This is a genomic window from Thermosynechococcus sp. TG215, assembly GCF_031583455.1.
GTDB lineage: Bacteria > Cyanobacteriota > Cyanobacteriia > Thermosynechococcales > Thermosynechococcaceae > Thermosynechococcus.
This window is the reverse complement of record NZ_CP134178.1, coordinates 624,145-643,574: the sequence shown is the minus strand read 5'-3', so window position 1 is coordinate 643,574 and position 19,430 is coordinate 624,145. Positions and strand designations below refer to the sequence as shown.

Here is a 19,430-nt window from a genome sequence, read left to right as displayed (position 1 = left end):
TGTTAAGCCACCCTTATGCCGCAGTTAGGCCATAAACCGACATCTTCATAATTTCGCGGGTGGTAAAGCCGATATTTTCTAGGGCACCACTGTACTGAATCATGAAGTCTTCCACAAGGGCGTCTTTTTCCATGCCAAGCACTTTGGCATCTGCTTCCACTTGGTTGAGCATTTTCCAGACCAAGGGCAGGTTGGCGCGATTGGCTTCTTCAACTTCCGCTTTGACGCTCTCAAAGTTTTCCTTTAACCAGATTTCGCCAAAGTTGAGGTGGCTGTACTCATCTTTGACCACACCCTCAGTAATTTTGCGGGCAAAGGGATCTGCCATCGGGATGTAGATGTTGTAGGCGGCGATCGCGAAGCACTCGATGATTAAAGCTTGAATCAGTAAGCAAGTCGCAATTTTCCCCTCTGCGAGTGCCGCTTGAAAGTTACCGTGCAGTTTTTCAAAGAAGGCCTTGGCAAATTCCATATCTGGGGTCACGCTCAGGTTGCGACCACAGGCCTCAAACCCCTTTCTGTGGCGGGCTTCCATCTTGGCAAGGCGGGTGAGTTCTTCTTGGTGCTCGGGCAGCAGCTTGGCTAGGTCAATGTAATTGTCGTGAGCTTCCTGTTCACCTTCAATGACAATGGCGTTGATGCGGCTGTAGGCATCCTTGTAGCGATCGCTATGGTAGTCCAACTCAGGGGTAGCGGTAGCCGTTGTCATTGCAAACTCTCCTAAACACAAATTTATTAGAAGTTATGAGGTAGCAGGGCTTCCGTTATCATAGCGCAGCAGCGATCCCCTGACGAGGGGCAGCGTGCCAGAGATTTTCGAGTTCCTGAATAGGCGAATCTCTATGCACCGATAGCACTAGAAACTGCCCATATTGCTTGGGGGTGGCACTTCTGGCAACGGCTGAGGGGGAGGAGCGACCGACTGAATAGGGCCATTGTAGTCAATGCGAATCATCGGATTGCTGGGGTCGGGGTTGACCGTGACAATACTTTCAATAGTTGGTGGTTCCGCAGGTGCCCCCCCTAGAAAGCGAAAGGTAAACGTACCATCACCATTGTCCACGTAGGGGGATTGACTCGCAGGCCCAAACATGGATGCTTCAGCGCGGTAGCGACTCAACCCGCCATTCGCCCGCTCTGCTGCCTGTCGTGCCCAATTCCGTGCCCGCTGGAGGACTGGATTATCTACCCCAAAGGGATTAAAGTTTTCCCGTGGTGGTAGCTCTGTCTGTGCCAGCACTGGACTGATACCTGTCAACGCGCACGCTAGAATCAGGCTGAATGTCATGGGGTGAAAGGACATCAACGCAAACTCCCACTCCTAAACTTTGCTTTGGCAGTCATGCCCTTAAGTGACGAGCAACTGAATCTTTCAGTTCCAAACCCAATATGAACCTTGTCCTAAAATAGGGGATCCATAAAGGGGAGGCAATCCTCTTCCATAGTGCCCCTCAGGTTTTTGGCTGCGTGCCAGCCTTGGGAAAAGAGCCGTAGTAGAGAAGTCCGTAATAGACGGATGCCTCGCCCCTATTGATACAATGGGTAAAGTGATAGGCTAAAACGATTGCACGAGTTAAACGCACTGCGGTGCGCAATCCACAGTCTAGAGGGCATAACCTGAGTCAACCTATGAGTGATGAAACCCTAACCAACCCCGCTGCTGAAGCCCAAGAAGGCGAAATTACCCCCGATGTCGTTGAGAATCATGCAGAGGCCACCACGAGCGAAGAGGGTCAAGCATCTGAGGCGACCTCTACGGATACTCCTGCGGATGCAGCGGACTTGCTAGAGAAAATTGCTGCCCTTGAAGCTGCCAAGGCTAGTCTTTCGCAGGTGGTGGAGGAGCGCAATAGCCAATATATGCGCCTTGCCGCTGACTTTGAAAACTTCCGCAAACGCACCCAGCGAGAAAAAGAGGAACTAGAGCTACAGATTAAGTGCAGCGTCATTGCTGATTTACTGCCGGTGGTGGATAGCTTTGAGCTAGCCCGCACCCACATTCAAACCGAAACAGAGGCGGAAGAAAAAATTCACCGCAGCTATCAGGGGGTTTACAAGCAACTGGTGGAATGCCTCAAGCGCATTGGTGTTTCGGCGATGCAGGCCAGAGGCAAGCCCTTTGATCCCAATCTCCATGAGGCTGTGCTGCGGGAAGCAACGAATGAGCACCCTGAAGGCACGGTGATTGAAGAACTCAAGCGGGGGTATATGCTGGGCGATCGCGTGTTGCGCCATGCCATGGTCAAAGTGGCCGCTCCTCCTGAAGAGGGTAGTGCCAGTGACACGAATCCCACCAATGATGTGACGGACGTATAGGGGCACTTCAAGGGAATGCCACGCCGCTACTACATCACCACCTTTGGCTGCCAAATGAACAAGGCCGACTCCGAGCGCATGGCCGGGGTCTTAGAAGCAATGGGCTTAGAACCGGTGGCCGAGCCGGATGAGGCCGATGTCTTGCTCTACAATACCTGCACGATTCGCGACAACGCCGAGCAGAAACTCTATTCTTACCTAGGGCGGCAAGCCAAGCGCAAGCATCAAGACCCCAACCTAACGCTGATTGTGGCCGGTTGTGTGGCTCAACAGGAGGGGGAACAATTGCTGCGGCGAGTGCCTGAAGTGGATCTGGTGATGGGGCCGCAGTATGCCAATCGCCTTGGCGAGCTGCTGGAGCAGGTGTGGAATGGCAGCCAAGTGGTGGCAACGGAGCCACTGCACATTGTTGAGGACATTACCAAACCCCGCCGCGATAGTACGGTCACTGCTTGGGTCAATGTGATCTATGGCTGTAATGAACGCTGCACCTACTGTGTGGTGCCGGGGGTACGGGGGCAAGAGCAATCCCGCCGCCCCGAGGCAATCCGCGCCGAAATTGAGGAACTGGCGGCTCAAGGCTACAAGGAAGTGACGCTCCTTGGGCAAAACATTGATGCCTACGGTCGCGATTTGCCGGGAATTACCCCAGAGGGGCGACGGCAGCACACGTTTACGGATCTGCTCTATTACATCCACGATGTGGCCGGCATTGAGCGGATTCGCTTTGCCACCAGCCATCCCCGTTATTTTACAGAACGCTTGATTCGAGCCTGTGCCGAACTGCCCAAGGTGTGTAAGCATTTCCACATTCCCTTTCAGTCGGGAGATAATGAGATTCTTAGGGCAATGGCACGGGGCTATACTCGCGAGCGTTACCTACAAATCATTGAAACGATTCGCCGCTATATGCCAGATGCCGCCATTAGTGCCGATGCCATTGTCGGCTTTCCCGGCGAAACAGAAGCCCAATTCCAACGCACCCTAGATCTGGTGGCGGAGGTGGGCTTTGACCAACTGAATACGGCAGCCTATTCACCGCGCCCGAATACGCCAGCGGCCACCTGGGACAATCAAGTACCGGAAGAGATTAAAGAAGATCGTCTGCAACGGCTGAATCATTTAGTGGCCACGATCGCCAGCGATCGCTCCCAACGCTATCTTGGACGGGAAGAGGTGGTGCTGGTGGAGGGGGTCAATCCCAAGGATCCGCAACAAGTCTATGGCCGCACGGATGGCAACCGCCTGACCTACTTACCCGGTGAGATTGAGACCCTACGGGGACAACTGGTGCGGGTTCGCATTACCGAGGCGCGAGCCTTTAGCCTCAGTGGCGTGCCTCTTACAGCTCATTCCTTGGTTGGCTGATTCCGTGGGGTCTAGATCGCACAAATCACTTCATCGCGGCAAAGAGTGGGATCAACATAGGGCAGCATCGGCTGATCCCCGACATAAATGCCCAGCCCTTGAGCCGTGCGAATTAAAAAGCTATTGGGATCTACATGGCGTGGGCATTGAGCCACCACATCGGCAATGGGAACAGTGACCACCTGTCCTGCCTGCCAAGCTACCATGCGATCAAATGTCCCTTGAGCGGCTAAATCCACAGCGGTATGGCCCATGCCCGCTGCCAACAGCCGATCTATGGCCATGGGGGCACCGCCCCGTTGAATGTGACCTAGGACTGAAACCCGCAGCTCAATGGGGATGGGACTGTGCTGGGCAATTTTATCGGCAATGTACTGACCAATACTGCAATGGCGGCGCTGGTGGGCGTCCTGCTCCAGTTCTTTGACACCCTCGGCAACGACGATGAGGGCAAACTTACGTCCCCAGCGATCGCGCAACTTTTGCAGATGCTGGCAAATGCCTTCAATGGAGTAAGGAATTTCTGGGATGAGGATCATATCGGCACCCCCAGCAATCCCCGAATACAGAGCCAAGTGACCGGCAGTGCGCCCCATCACTTCCACCACAAAGACGCGATCATGGCTAGCGGCGGTGGAGGTAATCCGACTCAGGGCTTCCACCACAATGTTGACGGCGGTATCAAAGCCAATGGCGCGATCCGTAAGAGCAACGTCATTATCAATGGTTTTCGGAATGGCAAGGAAATTCCAGTTTCCCTTTTGCGCCAGTTGATGCAAAATCTTCAAGCTGCCATCGCCACAAATGGCAATAAGAGCATCCAAGCCCAATTCATAGTACCCAGCAATGACTTCATCGGCATGGCCAAGGGTATCGCCCTTATTAATTGCTCCGAGAATGGTTCCCCCCATGTTGAGCAGTACATCCATTCCCCCGAGACCCTCGGCATTGAGGGGGATCGCCTTCCGCTCAATTAACCCCTGAGTGGCGTGGAGAATGCCAAGCACCTCCCAACCGTAACTTAAGGTAGCATGGGCAACAATAGCACGGATGGCCGTATTTAGACCCGGGCAATCTCCGCCACTCGTAAACACACCAAGTCGTTTGCGGCTGGTACTCATGAATCCTTGCTCCCTATGTGAACGGTTATGGCCTCAAAGCCTGCCTCTGCGCCTAACAACGACACCGTCAACATCCTAGCGAAGGTCAATCGCCCTTGACTGCTTGAGTTAAGAGCTTGCAACATCCTTAGGAATCGTTAAATTTTGCAGCGGGGAATCTCTGATTAGGGGGATCGCTTAGACTAGTGATCTATGGAAATTCCTCGCCTACACCCCGATACGATTGAGGCGGTGCGCCAAGCGGTCAACATTGTCGATGTGGTGGCCGAGCACGTTGTCCTACGCAAGCGTGGGCAAGAATACGTGGGTTGTTGTCCTTTTCATGAGGAAAAAACCCCCAGTTTTACGGTGAGTCCCCTGAAGGGCTTTTATTACTGTTTTGGCTGTGGGGCGGGCGGCAATGCCATTAAGTTCCTGATGGAACTGCAAAAACGCTCCTTTGCCGAGGTGGTACTCGACCTTGCCCAACGCCATCAGATTCCAGTGCGCACCCTCGATAGTGAGCAAAAACAGGCCCTACAAGCGCGGCTCTCCCTTCAAGAGCAACTCTACGAGATTCTGGCGATCGCCACCAGTTTCTATGAACATGCCCTGCGGCAACCCATTGGCCAAGCCGCCCAAGACTATTTGCAGCGACAACGCCATCTCAAAGAGGAGACGATTCAGCAATTTCGCTTGGGCTATGCCCCTGCGGGTTGGCAAGTGCTCTACACCTACCTTGTGGAGCAAAAAGGGTATCCCCCTCAGCTGGTAGAACAGGCCGGTTTGATTATCCCTCGGCGGACAGGGGACGGCTACTATGACCGCTTTCGCGATCGCCTGATGATCCCGATTATGGATGCCCAAGGACGGGTGGTGGGGTTTGGCGGTCGTACCCTCAGCAACGAAGAGCCAAAGTATCTCAACTCCCCAGAAACCCCGATTTTTAACAAGGGGCAGTTGCTCTTTGGGCTGGATAAGGCGCGGCAGGCGATCGCCCGCAAAGATCAAGCAATTGTTGTCGAGGGTTACTTTGACGTGATGGCGCTGCACCAAGCGGGGTTTTCCCAAGCGGTGGCCAGTCTAGGAACAGCCCTCAGCCAAGCTCAAATTAAATTACTGCTGCGCTACACCGAGTCGAAGCAAATTATTCTCAACTTTGATGCCGACCCAGCGGGAGAACGGGCGGCCGATCGCGCCATTGGTGAGGCTGCCGATTTGGCCTATCGGGGTGATCTGCAACTGCGAATTCTCACATTACCAGCGGGCAAAGATGCGGCTGACTTTTTCAGCGCGGGTGAAGCACAGCGGGAGCACTACCAAGCTCTCTTGGATCAAGCGCCCCTGTGGCTGGATTGGCAAATGCAAACCATTGTGCAGCAGTACGATCTCAAGCAAAGTGATCAATTTCAGCAGGCGAGCCAAGCCCTGAGCCAACTGTTGGGAAAACTGCCCAATGCCACACTGCGCAGCCACTACATTCACCACTGTGCTGAGCTATTGGGAGGCCATGATAGTCGCTTCGTTCTCCGTTTAGAAGAATCCCTGCGGCAACAGGTGCGGGGTCAACGTTGGCAGGGGCGATCGCAAAAATGGCAACGTCCGGCGGACTATAACCTCCGTCAAGCGGCGGAAGAACAACTGCTGCGCCTCTACCTCCACTGCGGCGACTATCGTCCCCTGATTCGCCAAGCCCTGCAAGCGCGGGACATTGAATTTAGCCTCTCCCACCATCGTTGGCTGTGGCGGCAGATCTTGGCCATTGAAGAAGCGTACTGTGCCGGTCTGCCAGCGCCCGATGATCCCTATACCACTGAGTGGCCCCTTCATTCGCCCACGGAAACAGAAACCCAACTCACGGATTTAGATTTGGTCACGCACCTTTTTGATCGCCTCGATGAGGCAGAGGAGGCCGCCCTCATTACTCCACTACTCCATTTGGATGAAACGACTACCGTGAGTCTGGATCGTCCTGAACTCGTGATCCAAGCAGCGGCAGCAGCCCTTGAGCGCATTGCTGTTGAAAAGCGATGTCGCTATATTCTCCGGACTTGGCAGGAAACTGTCGCGCTGATTTTAAGTGAATCCCTTGCCAGCGAAGCCCTGCGCCAGTATTTGGATCGCCTACTCACCGACAACGAACCTGCGATTGACGACATCCCCGGTGTGGCGCCAGAGCGACTGCAAGTGCTTGCCCAACTGCGCCGTGACTACTACCAGCATCGCCAATACCTGCAGCAATTGGATCAGCAGCGCTGTCCGCCGTTGGCCGCAATTCGCAGCTATACCTAGGTCTAGTTCTGGCGCTGTTCAATACTGAGCCCCTTCATCGCTGCCCAAAATTGTTTCTGAAGGTTTTGAGCCGGTTGAGCCTTGGGGAAAAAGCTCGACTATTCTTCACTCAATCTTTGTAGCCGCTGGCGATCGCAGATGGTAATCTCATTGCCCTCTACCTTCAGAATGCCTTGGGTATTCAGGTCGTAAAACGCCCGCGACAGCGTTGCAGGAATAGTGCCTAGCAAAGCGGCCAGCTCTGTTTTTTTCAAATCTAGGGTAATACTATCTGGGCGATCGCTAGTGGCCAATCGTTGCAACAAATAGGCTGCTAGGCGTTGGGGCACCTGTCTAAAGGAAAGGTCTTCTATAAGACTCACCAAATGACGCAGATGCCTAGCAAAGCTAGCTAGCAAACGAACACTTAGATCCGCATCTTGGTGGAGCAAATTCAAAAAGGCGAACCGCGGCAAAAAGATCAGTTCAACGTATTCAATTGCTTCTGCCGAGGCAGGATAGGGCTGGTTATCGAAGGCCACCACCTCCGCAAAGCTGTCGCCCGGTTCAAAGATATTCAGGATTTGCTCCTTCCCTGCCGCTGAGAGATTAAAGACCTTGACCCGCCCGGTTTTCACAACAAAAAACCCCGCAGCGGCATCGCCTTTTCTAAAAATGATTTGCTGCCGTTGCCAAGTCTGTAACTGCGAAATTGCAACCAACCGCCCTAGCTGGGGTGGCGAAAGCTCACTAAACATTGGTGACTGGCGCAGACATTCCTCAATACCCGCTTTCATGACCCACCGTAAAAGTTAAATATTTCTCAAGGTTCCTTTTGACCTAAGTCAAGGCGCTACCCCCCAAGCCGCAGCTACCTTAAGTCTCAATAGCTGCCGAGAGGAAGTGTCTATGGCAAACGTCCCCTTCAATATTACTCAAGCAGCTCACCTAGAGCGAGGGTGGCACTTGCGGCTACCCGCTTGGTTAGTGCTAGTCTGTGTCATTACCTTTAGTGTGCTGCTGACAGCAGGCGCCGTTATTTACCGGCATGCCCCGCCAATACCGACAACGATTGTCTCGCCCCAACAGGAGGTGCTTTTTAGCCGTGAGAACATACAGCGAGGTCAAGAACTGTATCTGGCACGGGGCGGCCAGCACATTGGCAGCATCTGGGGTCATGGCAGTTATCTGGCTCCAGACTGGACAGCGGATGTGCTGCACCGCTGGGGTCTAGCCACCGCTGGAATTCTCTACCGCGGCGATGCGAGCTTTAGCCAAGCAGATTGGGAGGCACTCTCTGCCTCTGAGCGGGCTCAACTACAGGTGCAAGTGCAAGAGCAATTTAAGCCCAACCGTTACAATCCTGAAACAGGAGTGCTGACGCTCACCCGTGCTCAAGCCCAAGGACTGCGCCACGTCTTTGAGCAGTACAAAACACTGCTATCCCAAGGTGCAGCGGCGCACTCTATTCCGCGCAACTGGTTTACTGATCCCGCGCAAATCCGCGATGTGACTGCTTTTTTTGCCTGGACCGCTTGGGCAGCAGTCGCCACTCGTCCTTTGGCGCCCTTTTCCTACACGGCGAATTTTCCCCATGATCCACTGGTGGGCAACCAACCCCCAGGGCAGTTTGTCATTTGGTCGATTGTCTCAGTCGTTGTGTTAATTGCTGCGATCGCCGGCTTTCTCGTTGTCTATCTGCTCCAAGGGGAGGATGCGGTTCAAGCGGTAACAGAACGCCCCGCCATCCGCCTTGCCACCCCCAGCCAAAAAGTGACTACCCTTTTCTTTGGGGTGGCCATGGGTCTGTTTCTCCTGCAGATCCTCATGGGCATGGTTACTGCCCACTATGCCGTGGAAGGGGATGGATTTTATGGTGTGCCGATTCAGCAGTATCTCCCCTACGCTGCCTCACGGACATGGCACCTGCAACTGGCGGTCTTTTGGATTGCCACCTGTTGGCTGGCGGCCGGTCTATACTTTGGCCCTCGCTTTGCGCGCCATGAACCGAAGTTTCAGGCTTGGGGAAACATGGGGCTTCTGATTGCCCTCACCGTAGTGGTTCTTGGTTCCCTTGGGGGAGCTTGGGCAGCCGTTCAGGGCTATCTGGGTGCCCAGAGTTTTTGGTTGGGCCATCAGGGCTATGAGTATGTGGAGCTAGGGCGACTTTGGCAACTCTTGCTGATTGGTGGCATGGTATTTTGGTTATGGTTGATGTTTCGGGCGCTGCGACCTGCCCTTCAGGCAGAAGGGAGCAAGACAGGCCTCAACCACTTTTTCCTTTACAGCGCCATTACCATTCCCCTCTTTTATGGGGCAGGGCTGATGTACACCAACCATACCCCTCTCAGTGTGGCCGAGTATTGGCGCTGGTGGGTGGTTCATCTGTGGGTAGAGGGCTTCTTTGAGGTCTTTGCCACGGTGGCGATCGCCTACTTGTGCAGTGAACTGGGATTCCTAAGGCGCTCCGCAGCTCTGCGGGCCACTTACTTGACCACCATTCTCTACCTCGGCAGTGGTGTCATTGGCACACTCCATCACCTCTATTTTGCGGGTACACCGGTTCTGATCACTGCTTTGGGCGCTGTGGCCTCAGCGTTGGAAGTGGTTCCCTTGACCCTGATTGGGTTTGAGGTTCTGAAGTCGCTGCAGCTTTCCCAAGAAGCCCAAGGGTTCTATCGGCTACCCCTGCGATTTTTCATTGCTACCTGCTTTTGGAATTTGCTGGGGGCAGGGGTCTTTGGTTTTCTAATCAATCCACCGATAGTTCTCTACTATTCCCAAGGACTGAATACGACGCCAATTCATGCCCATGCCGCCCTCTACGGCGTATACGGCTCGCTGGCGATCGCCTTAATGCTCTTTGTTCTGCGGGAAATCACCCCGGAAACTGCTTGGGATGAAAAGACCTTCAACTGGGCATTTTGGTGGCTCAACGGTGGCTTGGTGGGCATGCTGGTGCTCGGTCTGATTCCCAATGGCTTCTATCAGCTGGTGCAATCCATTAACCACGGTACTTGGTATGCCCGCAGTGGAGCCGTCATTCACTCCCCCTGGATGGAATGGACCGTCTGGCTGCGGATTCCTGGGGATGTCATCTTTGCCGTTGGTGCCGGACTGCTCATCTATGGCGTAGGACGCGCCCTCTGGGGGATTTGGCGGCAGCCCACTGTTGCGGTCTCCCTCGACCTTACCCCCTAGATTCTCTCTCCACCTTGCATTTGGAGGCCTGACCATGACATCTTTACAACTGACGGATACGGTGGGTGCCCTTGTGCGGGATTACCCTTCCTTAGCGGCCTTGTTTGAGACGGCAGAGATTGATTACTGCTGTGGCGGTCAGCAAACCCTTGCTGAAGCCTGTGCCCAGCGGGGCATCGATGCCCAAACCTTCCTTAAGGAGCTAGAAGCTGCCATAGAAACTGCTCCTGAGCCGGCGATCGCTGACCTTTCACTGACCGCCCTCGTTGACCACATTGAAACAGTGCACCATGCCTACTTGCAGCGGGAACTCCCCCGTCTCGAGGCGCAGGCGGAGAAGGTGGCGGCCGTTCACGGCTCGCGGGATGCCCGTCTCCAGCAACTGCACGCAACCGTCGTGGCCTTGGCCGCAGAGCTAAAAACCCACCTCCAAAAAGAGGAGCAAGTTCTGTTCCCCAGGCTGCGGCAGTTGGAGAAAAGCTATGATCAGGCAGTCAATGTCTTGATCCCAGCTGCGATTGATTGTATGCAACGGGAGCATGCAGAGACGGGCGTAGCCCTCACCCAGTTGCGGCGCCTGAGCGATGGTTTTACGCCGCCTGAGTGGGCCTGCAATACGTACCGCGTGCTTTTGGCAGGGCTGTTGAGCCTTGAGAAAGACTTGCACCAGCATATCCACAAGGAAAACAATCTCCTGTTTCCCAAGGCGATCGCCCTCCTTGAAGCCAAGCGTCTAGCCTGTGCGTCGTGATGTTATTCAAACTCCTGGTGATTCTCCATACCCTCGGCGCAACTGTATGGGTGGGCGGGCACCTTATTCTTGCCCTAACCGTTCTGCCCAAGGCCCTCAGGCAGCAGGATGCAACGCCCATCCAGCAGTTTGAGCAGCCTTTTGAAAGGTTGGGTCTGGGGGCATTATTGCTGCAGCTGCTGACGGGTATTGCCCTAACCCTCATTTATTTTCCCGGCGGGGTGGGATTTTGGCCACCGCAGTCTGTGGTCTCCCAATATGTTCTCGTGAAGTTGGGACTGTTGCTGGCAACCCTTGCCCTCGCTGTACAGGCTCGGTGGTTCATTTTGCCCAAGCTGACAGCAGAAACACTGCCCCGGCTGGGGTTTCACATTATGGGGGTCACAGTTCTGGCTGTTCTGTTGACTATTTTTGGTGTTGGTATTCGTCTAGGGGGATTGGTTTAGTGGAGGATGCAATCATGACCATTTCAGAGCCATCAGCGGTTACGGAAACTGCATCAGCAGCAAGGAGGGGAACACCTTGGTACGTGCCCACCTTCTCCCCAGAACATGGGGTTTATGTGATGTTGATTGTGGCGTTTCTCACGGGGGCAGCAGCAGCGCAGCACTGGAGTTGGAGAACCACGCTGGCTCTGGTGACTGCCTTTAGTGCCTTTCAGGCGGAGCATCCCTTAACACTACAAATCAAGCAGCGGCGAAGTTGGAAACCCCGTTGCCTGATGTGGGGAGGCGTCTACAGTGCCCTTGCCCTTGGCCTTGCTTTTTATCTTTACCTTGAGGTGCCACGGTTACTTTGGATTTACCTAGGGGCGATCGCCATTTTTGTGATTGATAGTATTGCCGTAGTTTATCGTCAACGCAAAGCCATCTGGAACGAGTTACTCACCTTTGCAGGGGTCTGCTTGGTGGCTCCCCTAACGGAGATGGCCACCACTGAAGAGGTCTCTTTCCTGTCTGTTGGATTATGGCTGTTGAATACCCTTTTCTTTGGCAGTGCGATTTTTGCTGTGAAGCTGCGTAAGCACAAAACCGCCTTTTGGCTCCCTGGTTTGATTTATCACAGTGTTGCCGCTCTCCTCATTGGTCTTTTGTGGTGGCTAGGGTGGTTGCCCCCCTTGGCAGCGGCGGCCTTTGCCATTGCACTGCTCAAGTTTGGCCTCATTGTTTGGCAAGCCAACTGGTACAGAAACACAGCCATAAAAAACGTTGCCTTGCTGGAAACAGGCTCAGCATTTTTATTTCTCAGCCTGATCCTTGCGGCGCTGTTGCCTGCCCATTTGCCTCGACCTTAGCTTTTTTAGCGGTTTTGGCCCAATGCGCCGCCCTTCAGGAGAGGGAGGATTCAAAGCTGTGGAGAGCCTCAGGGGTGCCAACGATCCCCAAGGCTGTAGCCCCTAATGGGAGTAGGAACTACTGTCCGAGGTAAGCGGTCAGAACCTCAGGATTGGTTTGAATCTCAGTGGGGGAACCATCAGCCAGATTTTTCCCCTCTGCTAAGACCCAGATGTGCTGACACAGGGACATGACCACGTCCATATTGTGTTCAATAATCAAAAATGTCACGCCCTGTTGGTTCCACCGCACAATGTGCTCACAAATTTGATGGATCAAGGTGGGGTTAACACCTGCTGCTGGCTCATCGAGGAGCACCATGCGGGGATGGTGCATCATCACCCGTGCCATTTCTAAAAGTTTGCGTTGCCCTCCCGACAAGGCGCCAGCGTAGTCATGGGCCTTAGCGGTTAACCCCACAGACTCCAAAATCTCCCACGCCCGTTGCCGCAGCTTTTGTTCCTCTTGACGAATGCGCAGCGGTTGTAGCCAACTATTCCAGAATTTCTCCCCTGTTTGCAGCGGCGCAGCCAAGAGCATATTTTCGAGAACCGAGAGGCGCGAGAGCACACGGGGCACTTGGAATGTTCGCAGGAGTCCTTGGAGAGCAACTTGGTGGGCGGGCAAATGGCTAATTGGGACGCCGTCAAAGATCACGCGGCCTTGATCGGGGATGAGGAAGTTGCACAACAGGTTGAATAGGGTGGTTTTGCCCGCACCATTGGGGCCAATGAGACCGGTGATGCTGCCGCGGGCAACCCGAATTTCCACATGATCGACAGCGCGAATGCCACCAAAACTTTTGCACAGCCCCGTGGCCACTAGGAGATCCGAAGGCAAGACTTGACTGATACCGCTAGAGACGGGCGCAAGAGAAGATTCATCGACCAAGGCTGAGTTCCTCCTTTTTGCCCAAAATACCTTGGGGTCGCCACATCATCAAGATAATGAGGACAAGGCCAATGAGCATCATCCGCAAGGCCTCTAGGCGACCGCCATCAAGGGGAATAAAGCGGGTCAGGGCAGTGTAGGCCCAAAAGAGAGCAGCGCCGAGGAGGGTACCCATGTTATTGCCTGCGCCCCCCAAAACCACAATGGTCCACGCCTGAAATGTAATCAGGGATACAAAGCCGTCGGGGTTAATAAAGGTCAGCTGCCACGCATAAAACGACCCGGCCACCGCCGCGATCGCCCCCCCCAGAAGGAAGGATTGCATTTTGTAGGCAAAGACATTTTTACCCAAGGCCTTGGCCACTTCTTCATCCTCACGGATGGCTTTGAGCACCCGTCCCCAAGGAGAACGGATCAAACGCTCCAGCTGCCACACCACCAAAGCAAGCACCAATACCAGCAGCCACAACAACCCAGCGCGGTAGCTAAAGGCCCACAGACCAAGGGTCAGGGCTTTGACCACCAGACCCACCAAAGCAGCGGCCAAGGTATTCAGGGCAATGGGAACCACGGCTCGTTTTTCTGGATGGCAATAATAGCTCACAAGGGCGATCGCCCCACCCAGCGTCACCAGTGTCAACCCAAGAGGAAAAATGGCCATTCCCCGGCCTAAGCTTAAGGGGAGCAACGTGGCCCAAAGGCTGAGGGTACCGGCAATGAATAAAGCTGCATAGCTAGGCAGTAACCAGCGGGGGTGCGATCGCCCATACTGCCGCTGTAGCCATTGCCACCACTGCCCTGCAGCCACCCCCACCACAGCCCAAAAAAGAGCAATCATCCCCAGTTTGGTCGGCAGATTGGGATTGAACTGAGCAAGGGGCAGCGGAAACCCATACACCCCCCGACCGCCTCGGGTTAGCCAATCCTCATTGAGGGCAATCAAGCGGACAATTTCTGCCATGCCGATCGTCACAATTGCGAGGTAATCTTCCCGCAGCCGCAGCGTCGCAATCCCCATTAAAAAGCCCAGTCCCATCGCCAGCACCACGCCAGCAAGGACAGCAAAGAACATGGGGACGCCAGCAATCCCCAACAAAATCGTGGTGTAGGAACCAATAGCCAAAAAACCAACATGGCCAAAGTTAATTAGCCCCGTATAGCCCCAGTGCAAATTCAGCCCCAAGCTAAAAAGGGCAAAGGTGGCAGTAAAGATACCAAGGGAAATGAGATAGCCAACCATTTAGATCATCGAAGTTAAGGGCGAGACAGTTGCGCTGCGCTGTTGCGATCGCGCCAGTGGATGAAGGAATCAAAATGAGTATATTTTATACACCTGCCTAGCGATAACCATAGAACCGGGTGGCAAAGTTTTGCGATCGCGTCGGGGACAGTTGACGCGCTTTCAAAATCGCGGCGGTGAGAAATACATAGGCCAAAATCCCCACCACTGCCAAACCCATCGGACCAAAACGGGCGGCAGCCGTATTCCAAAGGGCATGCAGAAAGGCCGCTAGACCTAGGCCAACCATTAAAATCAAGGGCGCTCGATGGGGGCGCAATACACTCAATCCCACACAATAGCCCAAGTAGCCCGTGTAGGCCATGTGCCCCGTTAGGGATCCCAAGACCCGAGGAATCAGTACTTGCAGACCAGCTAAATTACCAAATTGACCGGCAATACTAGGGACATACTGCCCAAGGGTTTCTATCCAAGTAAAACCCAGACCGGCAGCCGCTCCCAAGAGAATGCCATCGAGGGGTTCCCATACGCCCACCTTTTGTTTCCACGGACTCGGCAGCCATCGCCCTAAGCCATAGGCCACAACAATGGGTAACGCCTTGAGGAGTTCTTCCATTAAGCCGGCACCAATGAAGTTGCGGCTGAATAACACCCAAAATGAAGGATGGGGCGGATGCAGTTGGCCGGGTAAAATGGTGCGAAAGAGATAGATCATGGCTGGCAAAATTGGGCTTTGCAGAATCAACATTTCCAGCGTTAATGTGCCCAGTAGAACCCATGCGGGTTTGCGCTTGCCACAGAGTTGATAGATAAAGTAATAGGCAGCACTGCCCAAATAGAGCGCCAAGATGACCTTGAAGGCATCGGGGGAGCCAGCCGTGGCGAAAAGGAGGATAACCGCAACAACCGTAACAATCCCCGGTACCAGATAGGCTTTGCGTACCCAGTCGGGATGAATGGCAAAAATAGGCAGGAGTTGGGTAAGGGTGAGGGGTTGATCGGGCTGGGTACTCACGACTTCGGTGAGGGGAAGATATTCTAGGACAAATTCAGGCCCTTGGCGCCCCAATTGAATGCGATCGCCGGCATTGAGCACAGTTAAGCTCTCTACTCGCTGTTGATTGACATAGGTGCCATTGACACTGCCGAGGTCAGCGATCGCCCACACGGGAATACTGCCACGCTTTTGACAGGTGAGTTGGGCATGGTGGCGGGAAACAGAAGTATAGATGTGAGCGTCAAGGACAATGTGGCAGGTAGCGGGGTCACGACCAATAATGGTCACCTCCTCCTGAGACAGCCAAAACTGCCCCATTTCAGGGGAAACTTGCCGCAGCACACCCGCATACTTCAGCGTTGGATGGAGAGGGGAGCGATCGCGATTCATTGGTACCCGTATCAACTGCAAGGGGGACGATGAGACTCCCAAAGTCCGACCTGCTCAGCACTCACACCCACTATACACTGGGTACTTGATACTTCCTTTGAGCGAAAGGGCGATCGCGAGGGGAAACCATGGTTGTCCATCCTAGGCAGAGGGTTACTTTGGGGGCAGGAGTTGACAAAGGGCAGCATTTTGCGCAATGATAAAGTTCTGCTGATGCGGGGCTATAGCTCAGTTGGTAGAGCACTTCAATGGCATTGAAGGGGTCAGCGGTTCGAATCCGCTTAGCTCCAGTGGAAACGCAAACCATGCTTTTTGTTAGACCGAGGGGTGCAGTCAGTATAGGCTGTCACTTCAAATTAGCACTGCAATGAACCATGGCACCCGCGATCGCATCCACCCGAAACAAGGAGCGCTTAATCCTCCCTTCCAGACCGACCCACAGGCCGAACCGTTGCCCACAGGTCGAGATTCAGGTTTGACTTCCATGTTGGTGAGCGATGAGAACCATGACAAAATCCAGACAGCGGGTTGTGGATTACGGCGAGGTTCTGACGCCGCCGCATATCGTCAACGCCATGCTCGATCTGGTTAAACAGGAAACAGAGCGGATTGATTCGCGCTTCCTAGAGCCGGCCTGCGGCACGGGGAACTTTCTCGTCGAAATCCTGAACCGGAAACTACGCGTGGTGGAAGCGCGCTATGCTAGGGTCCAACTGGAATACGAGCGCTACGCCATCTTGGCCGTGTCGTCGCTCTACGGGATTGACATTCTGGAAGACAACGCTGCGGAATGCCGGCAGCGGCTGTTTGCCGTTTTTGATGAAGCCTACACGCGGCTTTTCAAAGACAAGGCCAAAGCGCCATGCCAAGAAACAGTGCGCTATATCCTCAGCAAAAATATTGTTCATGGCGACGCGCTGACCTTGAAAACCGTAGGGGCGAACCCCCAACCGATTATTTTTCCTGAATGGTCGCTGGTCAATGGCAGCCTGCTCAAGCGGCGGGACTTTGCCTTCCATGAACTGGTGAACCAGGGAGCGATGCGGGAGTTACCGCTCTTTTCGGATGCCGGCGAGGAGGTATTCATCCCTGAACCGGTCAAAGACTACCCGCCGGTGCATTTTCTGGAGGTTGCCCATGCCTACGATGAGTAGCCACAACCCGGACGTGCTCTTGTGCCTAGCCAATCTCTCCAGCGACGAGGTCTTCACCCCGCCGGCGCTGGCTAACCAGATGCTGGATCTGCTGCCGCCCGATCTCTGGAGTAACCCCGACGCCCGTTTTCTCGATCCGGCCTGCAAGTCGGGGGTGTTTTTGCGCGAGATCGCCAAGCGGCTGGACAAGGGCCTGGAAACCCAAATCCCCGATCGCCAAGAGCGCATCAACCACATCATGAAAAACCAGCTCTTCGGCATCGCCATCACCGAACTGACGGCGCTCATCGCGCGGCGCACGCTCTACTGCTCCAAACACGCCAACGGCAAATACTCCATTTGCACCGCCTTTAACACCGAAGAAGGCAACATCCGCTACCGCCGCACCGAGCACACTTGGCGAAACGGCCGCTGCCTCTTCTGCGGCGCCAACGAAGCCAACTACGCCCGCGGCGAGGAACTGGAAACCCACGCCTATGAGTTCATCCATACGGAAAACCCACTCCGTCTTTTCGACGAGCACAGCGAGCCATGTCATTTCGACGAGCACAGCGAGCCATGTCATTTCGACGAGCACAGCGAGCCATGTCATTTCGACGAGCACAGCGAGGAGAAATCGATGAAATTCGATGTCATCATCGGCAATCCGCCGTATCAGTTGAGCGACGGGGGGTTTGGTAGAAGCGCAACGCCCATTTACAACAAGTTTGTCCATCAAGCAAAAAAACTGAATCCACGCTATCTGGTGATGATCATCCCTTCCCGCTGGTTTGCTGGCGGTAAGGGCTTGGATTCCTTCCGAGCCGAGATGCTTGGCGATGATCGCATCCGAAAACTGGTGGACTTCGAGGATGCATCAGAGGTCTTCCCCGGCGTAGATATTGCTGGCGGTGTGTGTTATTTCCTTTGGGAACGGGACGCGCGTGGGACTTGCGAAGTGACCAATGTGCATAAAGGAGAAAAGGTCGTTTCGACACGAAAACTCGATGAATTCCCAACCTTCATCCGCCATAGTCAGGCCGTGTCCATTGTAAGGAAAGTACTCGCTAAGAAAGAAAGGAGTATGAGCGAACAGGTATCAGCTAGTAAACCTTTCGGATTGCGCACTTTCGTGCGCCCCCAAAAATCTGGCGATCTCATACTGCGCTGGCAAAATGGCGAAGGTCCGTATAAAAGGGAGGATATAACCGTTGGCGTGGAAATGATCGACAAATGGAAGGTGATTACATCCTACGTGGGCTATGACCATGCCGGAAATCCCGGAACAGACGGAAGGAGAAGGGTTTTTTCCAAAATAGACATACTACCCCCGAGAACCATCTGCACAGAAACGTATCTGGTAATTGGAGCTTATGATTCCCAAAAGCAGGCTGAACATTTGGCGGCCTATATGAAGACGCGGTTCTTTCGTTTCCTAGTATCGCAGTTCATGTATTCGCATCACATTACAAAAGATGCCTACGCCTTCGTCCCCATCCTTGACATGAACACCGAATGGACCGACGAAAAGCTCTACGAGCGATACGGGCTTACGGAAGAAGAAATTGCCTTTATCGAGTCGAAAATTCGCCCGATGGAGGCTGGTGATGCCTGACACCTGCTTCCCGTTGCGCCGGAAGGAATAGAACATGTCATTTCGCAGGAGCGGAGCGACCTTGTCATTTCGCAGGAGCGCAGCAACGCTGTCATTTCGAAGGAGCGCAGCGACGCTGTCATTTCGCAGGAGCGCAGCGACTGAGAAATCCTACCCATCATGGCATGACGATTTCTCGCTTCGCTCGAAATGACGCACGCACGGCCCGAATGGCGCAACACACCCTTGTCATTGCGCAGGAGCACAGCAACCATGTCATTTCGAAAGAGCGCAGCGACTGAGAAATCCTACCCATCGTGGCATGACGATTTCTCGCTTCACTCGAAATGACGCACGCACGGCTCGAATGGCGCAACACACCCTTGTCATTGCGCAGGAGCACAGTAACCATGTCATTTCGAAGGAGCGCAGCGACTGAGAAATCCTACCCATCGTGGCATGACGATTTCTCGCTTCGCTCGAAATGACGCACGCACGGCCCGAATGGCGCAACACACCCTTGTCATTTCGAAGGAGCGCAGCGACCATGTCATTTCGAAGGAGCGCAGCGACTGAGAAATCCTACCCATCGTGGCATGACGATTTCTCGCTTCGCTCGAAATGACGCACGCACGGCTCGAATGGCGCAACACACCCTTGTCATTGCGCAGGAGCGAAGCGACTATGTCATTTCGAAAGAGCGCAGCGACCATGTCATTTCGAAGGAGCGCAGCGACCTTGTCATTTCGAAGGAGCGCAGCGACTGAGAAATCCTACCCATCGTGGCATGACGATTTCTCGCTTCGGTCGAAATGACGTACGCTGTGCTTGGAATGAGAATTGC

Annotated in this window: 16 protein-coding genes and 1 tRNA gene; 10 read left to right on the top strand and 7 right to left on the bottom strand. The window is 54.1% G+C overall.

Going from position 1 to position 19,430, the window contains the following annotated elements:
- Positions 1 to 13: 13 nt before the first annotated feature.
- Positions 14 to 709, bottom strand: a complete 696-nt coding sequence (locus RHJ02_RS02940; protein WP_149820418.1) for an aldehyde oxygenase (deformylating) — start codon at positions 707 to 709, stop codon at positions 14 to 16.
- 147 nt (positions 710 to 856) lie between these two features.
- Positions 857 to 1,303 carry a hypothetical protein gene (locus tag RHJ02_RS02935; protein WP_206200998.1) on the bottom strand — a complete coding sequence of 149 codons (447 nt, stop codon included), beginning with the start codon at positions 1,301 to 1,303 and terminating at the stop codon, positions 857 to 859.
- 326 nt (positions 1,304 to 1,629) lie between these two features.
- Here RHJ02_RS02935 and grpE point away from each other — a divergent pair, with 326 nt between their 5' ends.
- Positions 1,630 to 2,316 (top strand): nucleotide exchange factor GrpE, encoded by a 687-nt coding sequence (gene grpE, locus RHJ02_RS02930; RefSeq protein WP_302677309.1) that lies wholly within the window; start codon positions 1,630 to 1,632, stop codon positions 2,314 to 2,316.
- 15 nt (positions 2,317 to 2,331) lie between these two features.
- The gene (miaB, locus tag RHJ02_RS02925) at positions 2,332 to 3,684 is read left to right on the top strand and encodes a tRNA (N6-isopentenyl adenosine(37)-C2)-methylthiotransferase MiaB (protein ID WP_206200996.1); all 1,353 of its coding nucleotides are present in this window, start codon (positions 2,332 to 2,334) and stop codon (positions 3,682 to 3,684) included.
- Positions 3,685 to 3,695: 11 nt separating this feature from the next.
- Here miaB and RHJ02_RS02920 read toward each other — a convergent pair whose 3' ends face one another.
- Complete coding sequence (locus tag RHJ02_RS02920) at positions 3,696 to 4,805, bottom strand: ATP-dependent 6-phosphofructokinase (RefSeq protein ID WP_302677308.1); 1,110 nt, start codon at positions 4,803 to 4,805, stop codon at positions 3,696 to 3,698.
- Positions 4,806 to 4,997: 192 nt separating this feature from the next.
- On the opposite strand from RHJ02_RS02920, the gene dnaG reads away from it, so the two are divergent.
- On the top strand, positions 4,998 to 7,076 hold the full coding sequence (gene dnaG, locus RHJ02_RS02915) for a DNA primase (protein ID WP_310800439.1): 2,079 nt from the start codon (positions 4,998 to 5,000) through the stop codon (positions 7,074 to 7,076).
- A gap of 98 nt (positions 7,077 to 7,174) precedes the next feature.
- On the opposite strand, the gene RHJ02_RS02910 is transcribed toward dnaG, so the two are convergent.
- The gene (locus RHJ02_RS02910) at positions 7,175 to 7,852 is read right to left on the bottom strand and encodes a Crp/Fnr family transcriptional regulator (protein WP_206200993.1); all 678 of its coding nucleotides are present in this window, start codon (positions 7,850 to 7,852) and stop codon (positions 7,175 to 7,177) included.
- A gap of 112 nt (positions 7,853 to 7,964) precedes the next feature.
- Here RHJ02_RS02910 and RHJ02_RS02905 point away from each other — a divergent pair, with 112 nt between their 5' ends.
- The 4 genes from RHJ02_RS02905 to RHJ02_RS02890 are packed head-to-tail and all read left to right on the top strand — an operon-like array spanning position 7,965 to position 12,301.
- Entirely contained in the window at positions 7,965 to 10,256 is a 2,292-nt protein-coding gene (locus RHJ02_RS02905; RefSeq protein WP_310800438.1) for a nitric-oxide reductase large subunit, read from the top strand.
- Between the two features lie 34 nt (positions 10,257 to 10,290).
- Positions 10,291 to 11,007, top strand: coding sequence for an iron-sulfur cluster repair di-iron protein (ric, locus tag RHJ02_RS02900; RefSeq protein WP_310744787.1), 717 nt, complete (start codon positions 10,291 to 10,293; stop codon positions 11,005 to 11,007).
- A complete protein-coding gene (locus tag RHJ02_RS02895; protein WP_206200990.1) occupies positions 11,007 to 11,453 on the top strand; it encodes a CopD family protein in 447 nt (148 codons plus the stop codon). Before ric ends, RHJ02_RS02895 begins: the two co-directional genes overlap by 1 nt.
- Before the next feature lie 14 nt (positions 11,454 to 11,467).
- The gene (locus tag RHJ02_RS02890; RefSeq protein ID WP_310744786.1) at positions 11,468 to 12,301 is read left to right on the top strand and encodes a YwiC-like family protein; all 834 of its coding nucleotides are present in this window, start codon (positions 11,468 to 11,470) and stop codon (positions 12,299 to 12,301) included.
- A gap of 118 nt (positions 12,302 to 12,419) precedes the next feature.
- Here RHJ02_RS02890 and RHJ02_RS02885 read toward each other — a convergent pair whose 3' ends face one another.
- The 3 genes from RHJ02_RS02885 to RHJ02_RS02875 form a co-directional block, all read right to left on the bottom strand.
- Complete coding sequence (locus RHJ02_RS02885; protein ID WP_225901634.1) at positions 12,420 to 13,232, bottom strand: ABC transporter ATP-binding protein; 813 nt, start codon at positions 13,230 to 13,232, stop codon at positions 12,420 to 12,422.
- A complete protein-coding gene (locus RHJ02_RS02880) occupies positions 13,222 to 14,472 on the bottom strand; it encodes a branched-chain amino acid ABC transporter permease (protein ID WP_310744785.1) in 1,251 nt (416 codons plus the stop codon). The genes RHJ02_RS02885 and RHJ02_RS02880 overlap by 11 nt, the downstream gene beginning before the upstream one ends.
- 97 nt (positions 14,473 to 14,569) lie before the next feature.
- Positions 14,570 to 15,901 (bottom strand): PrsW family glutamic-type intramembrane protease, encoded by a 1,332-nt coding sequence (locus RHJ02_RS02875; RefSeq protein WP_310438004.1) that lies wholly within the window; start codon positions 15,899 to 15,901, stop codon positions 14,570 to 14,572.
- A 175-nt stretch (positions 15,902 to 16,076) separates the two neighbouring features.
- On the opposite strand from RHJ02_RS02875, the gene RHJ02_RS02870 reads away from it, so the two are divergent.
- The 3 genes from RHJ02_RS02870 (at position 16,077) to RHJ02_RS02860 (ending at position 18,607) form a co-directional block, all read left to right on the top strand.
- Positions 16,077 to 16,149: transfer RNA gene (locus RHJ02_RS02870), tRNA-Ala, on the top strand.
- Positions 16,150 to 16,356: 207 nt separating this feature from the next.
- Positions 16,357 to 17,013: a DNA methyltransferase gene (locus RHJ02_RS02865; protein WP_225901632.1), complete on the top strand. Its 657-nt coding sequence runs from the start codon at positions 16,357 to 16,359 to the stop codon at positions 17,011 to 17,013.
- Positions 16,997 to 18,607: an Eco57I restriction-modification methylase domain-containing protein gene (locus tag RHJ02_RS02860; protein WP_315863706.1), complete on the top strand. Its 1,611-nt coding sequence runs from the start codon at positions 16,997 to 16,999 to the stop codon at positions 18,605 to 18,607. Before RHJ02_RS02865 ends, RHJ02_RS02860 begins: the two co-directional genes overlap by 17 nt.
- Positions 18,608 to 19,430: the final 823 nt, after the last annotated feature.

Coding starts and splice junctions, on each gene's coding strand:
- RHJ02_RS02865 (WP_225901632.1), top strand. CDS start 16,357: ATGAGAACCATGACAAAATCCAGACAGCGGGTTGTGGATTACGGCGAG.
- RHJ02_RS02905 (WP_310800438.1), top strand. CDS start 7,965: ATGGCAAACGTCCCCTTCAATATTACTCAAGCAGCTCACCTAGAGCGA.
- RHJ02_RS02880 (WP_310744785.1), bottom strand. CDS start 14,472: ATGGTTGGCTATCTCATTTCCCTTGGTATCTTTACTGCCACCTTTGCC.
- RHJ02_RS02935 (WP_206200998.1), bottom strand. CDS start 1,303: ATGTCCTTTCACCCCATGACATTCAGCCTGATTCTAGCGTGCGCGTTG.
- RHJ02_RS02895 (WP_206200990.1), top strand. CDS start 11,007: ATGTTATTCAAACTCCTGGTGATTCTCCATACCCTCGGCGCAACTGTA.
- RHJ02_RS02940 (WP_149820418.1), bottom strand. CDS start 709: ATGACAACGGCTACCGCTACCCCTGAGTTGGACTACCATAGCGATCGC.
- RHJ02_RS02920 (WP_302677308.1), bottom strand. CDS start 4,805: ATGAGTACCAGCCGCAAACGACTTGGTGTGTTTACGAGTGGCGGAGAT.
- RHJ02_RS02890 (WP_310744786.1), top strand. CDS start 11,468: ATGACCATTTCAGAGCCATCAGCGGTTACGGAAACTGCATCAGCAGCA.
- RHJ02_RS02910 (WP_206200993.1), bottom strand. CDS start 7,852: ATGAAAGCGGGTATTGAGGAATGTCTGCGCCAGTCACCAATGTTTAGT.
- grpE (WP_302677309.1), top strand. CDS start 1,630: ATGAGTGATGAAACCCTAACCAACCCCGCTGCTGAAGCCCAAGAAGGC.
- dnaG (WP_310800439.1), top strand. CDS start 4,998: ATGGAAATTCCTCGCCTACACCCCGATACGATTGAGGCGGTGCGCCAA.
- miaB (WP_206200996.1), top strand. CDS start 2,332: ATGCCACGCCGCTACTACATCACCACCTTTGGCTGCCAAATGAACAAG.
- ric (WP_310744787.1), top strand. CDS start 10,291: ATGACATCTTTACAACTGACGGATACGGTGGGTGCCCTTGTGCGGGAT.
- RHJ02_RS02860 (WP_315863706.1), top strand. CDS start 16,997: ATGCCTACGATGAGTAGCCACAACCCGGACGTGCTCTTGTGCCTAGCC.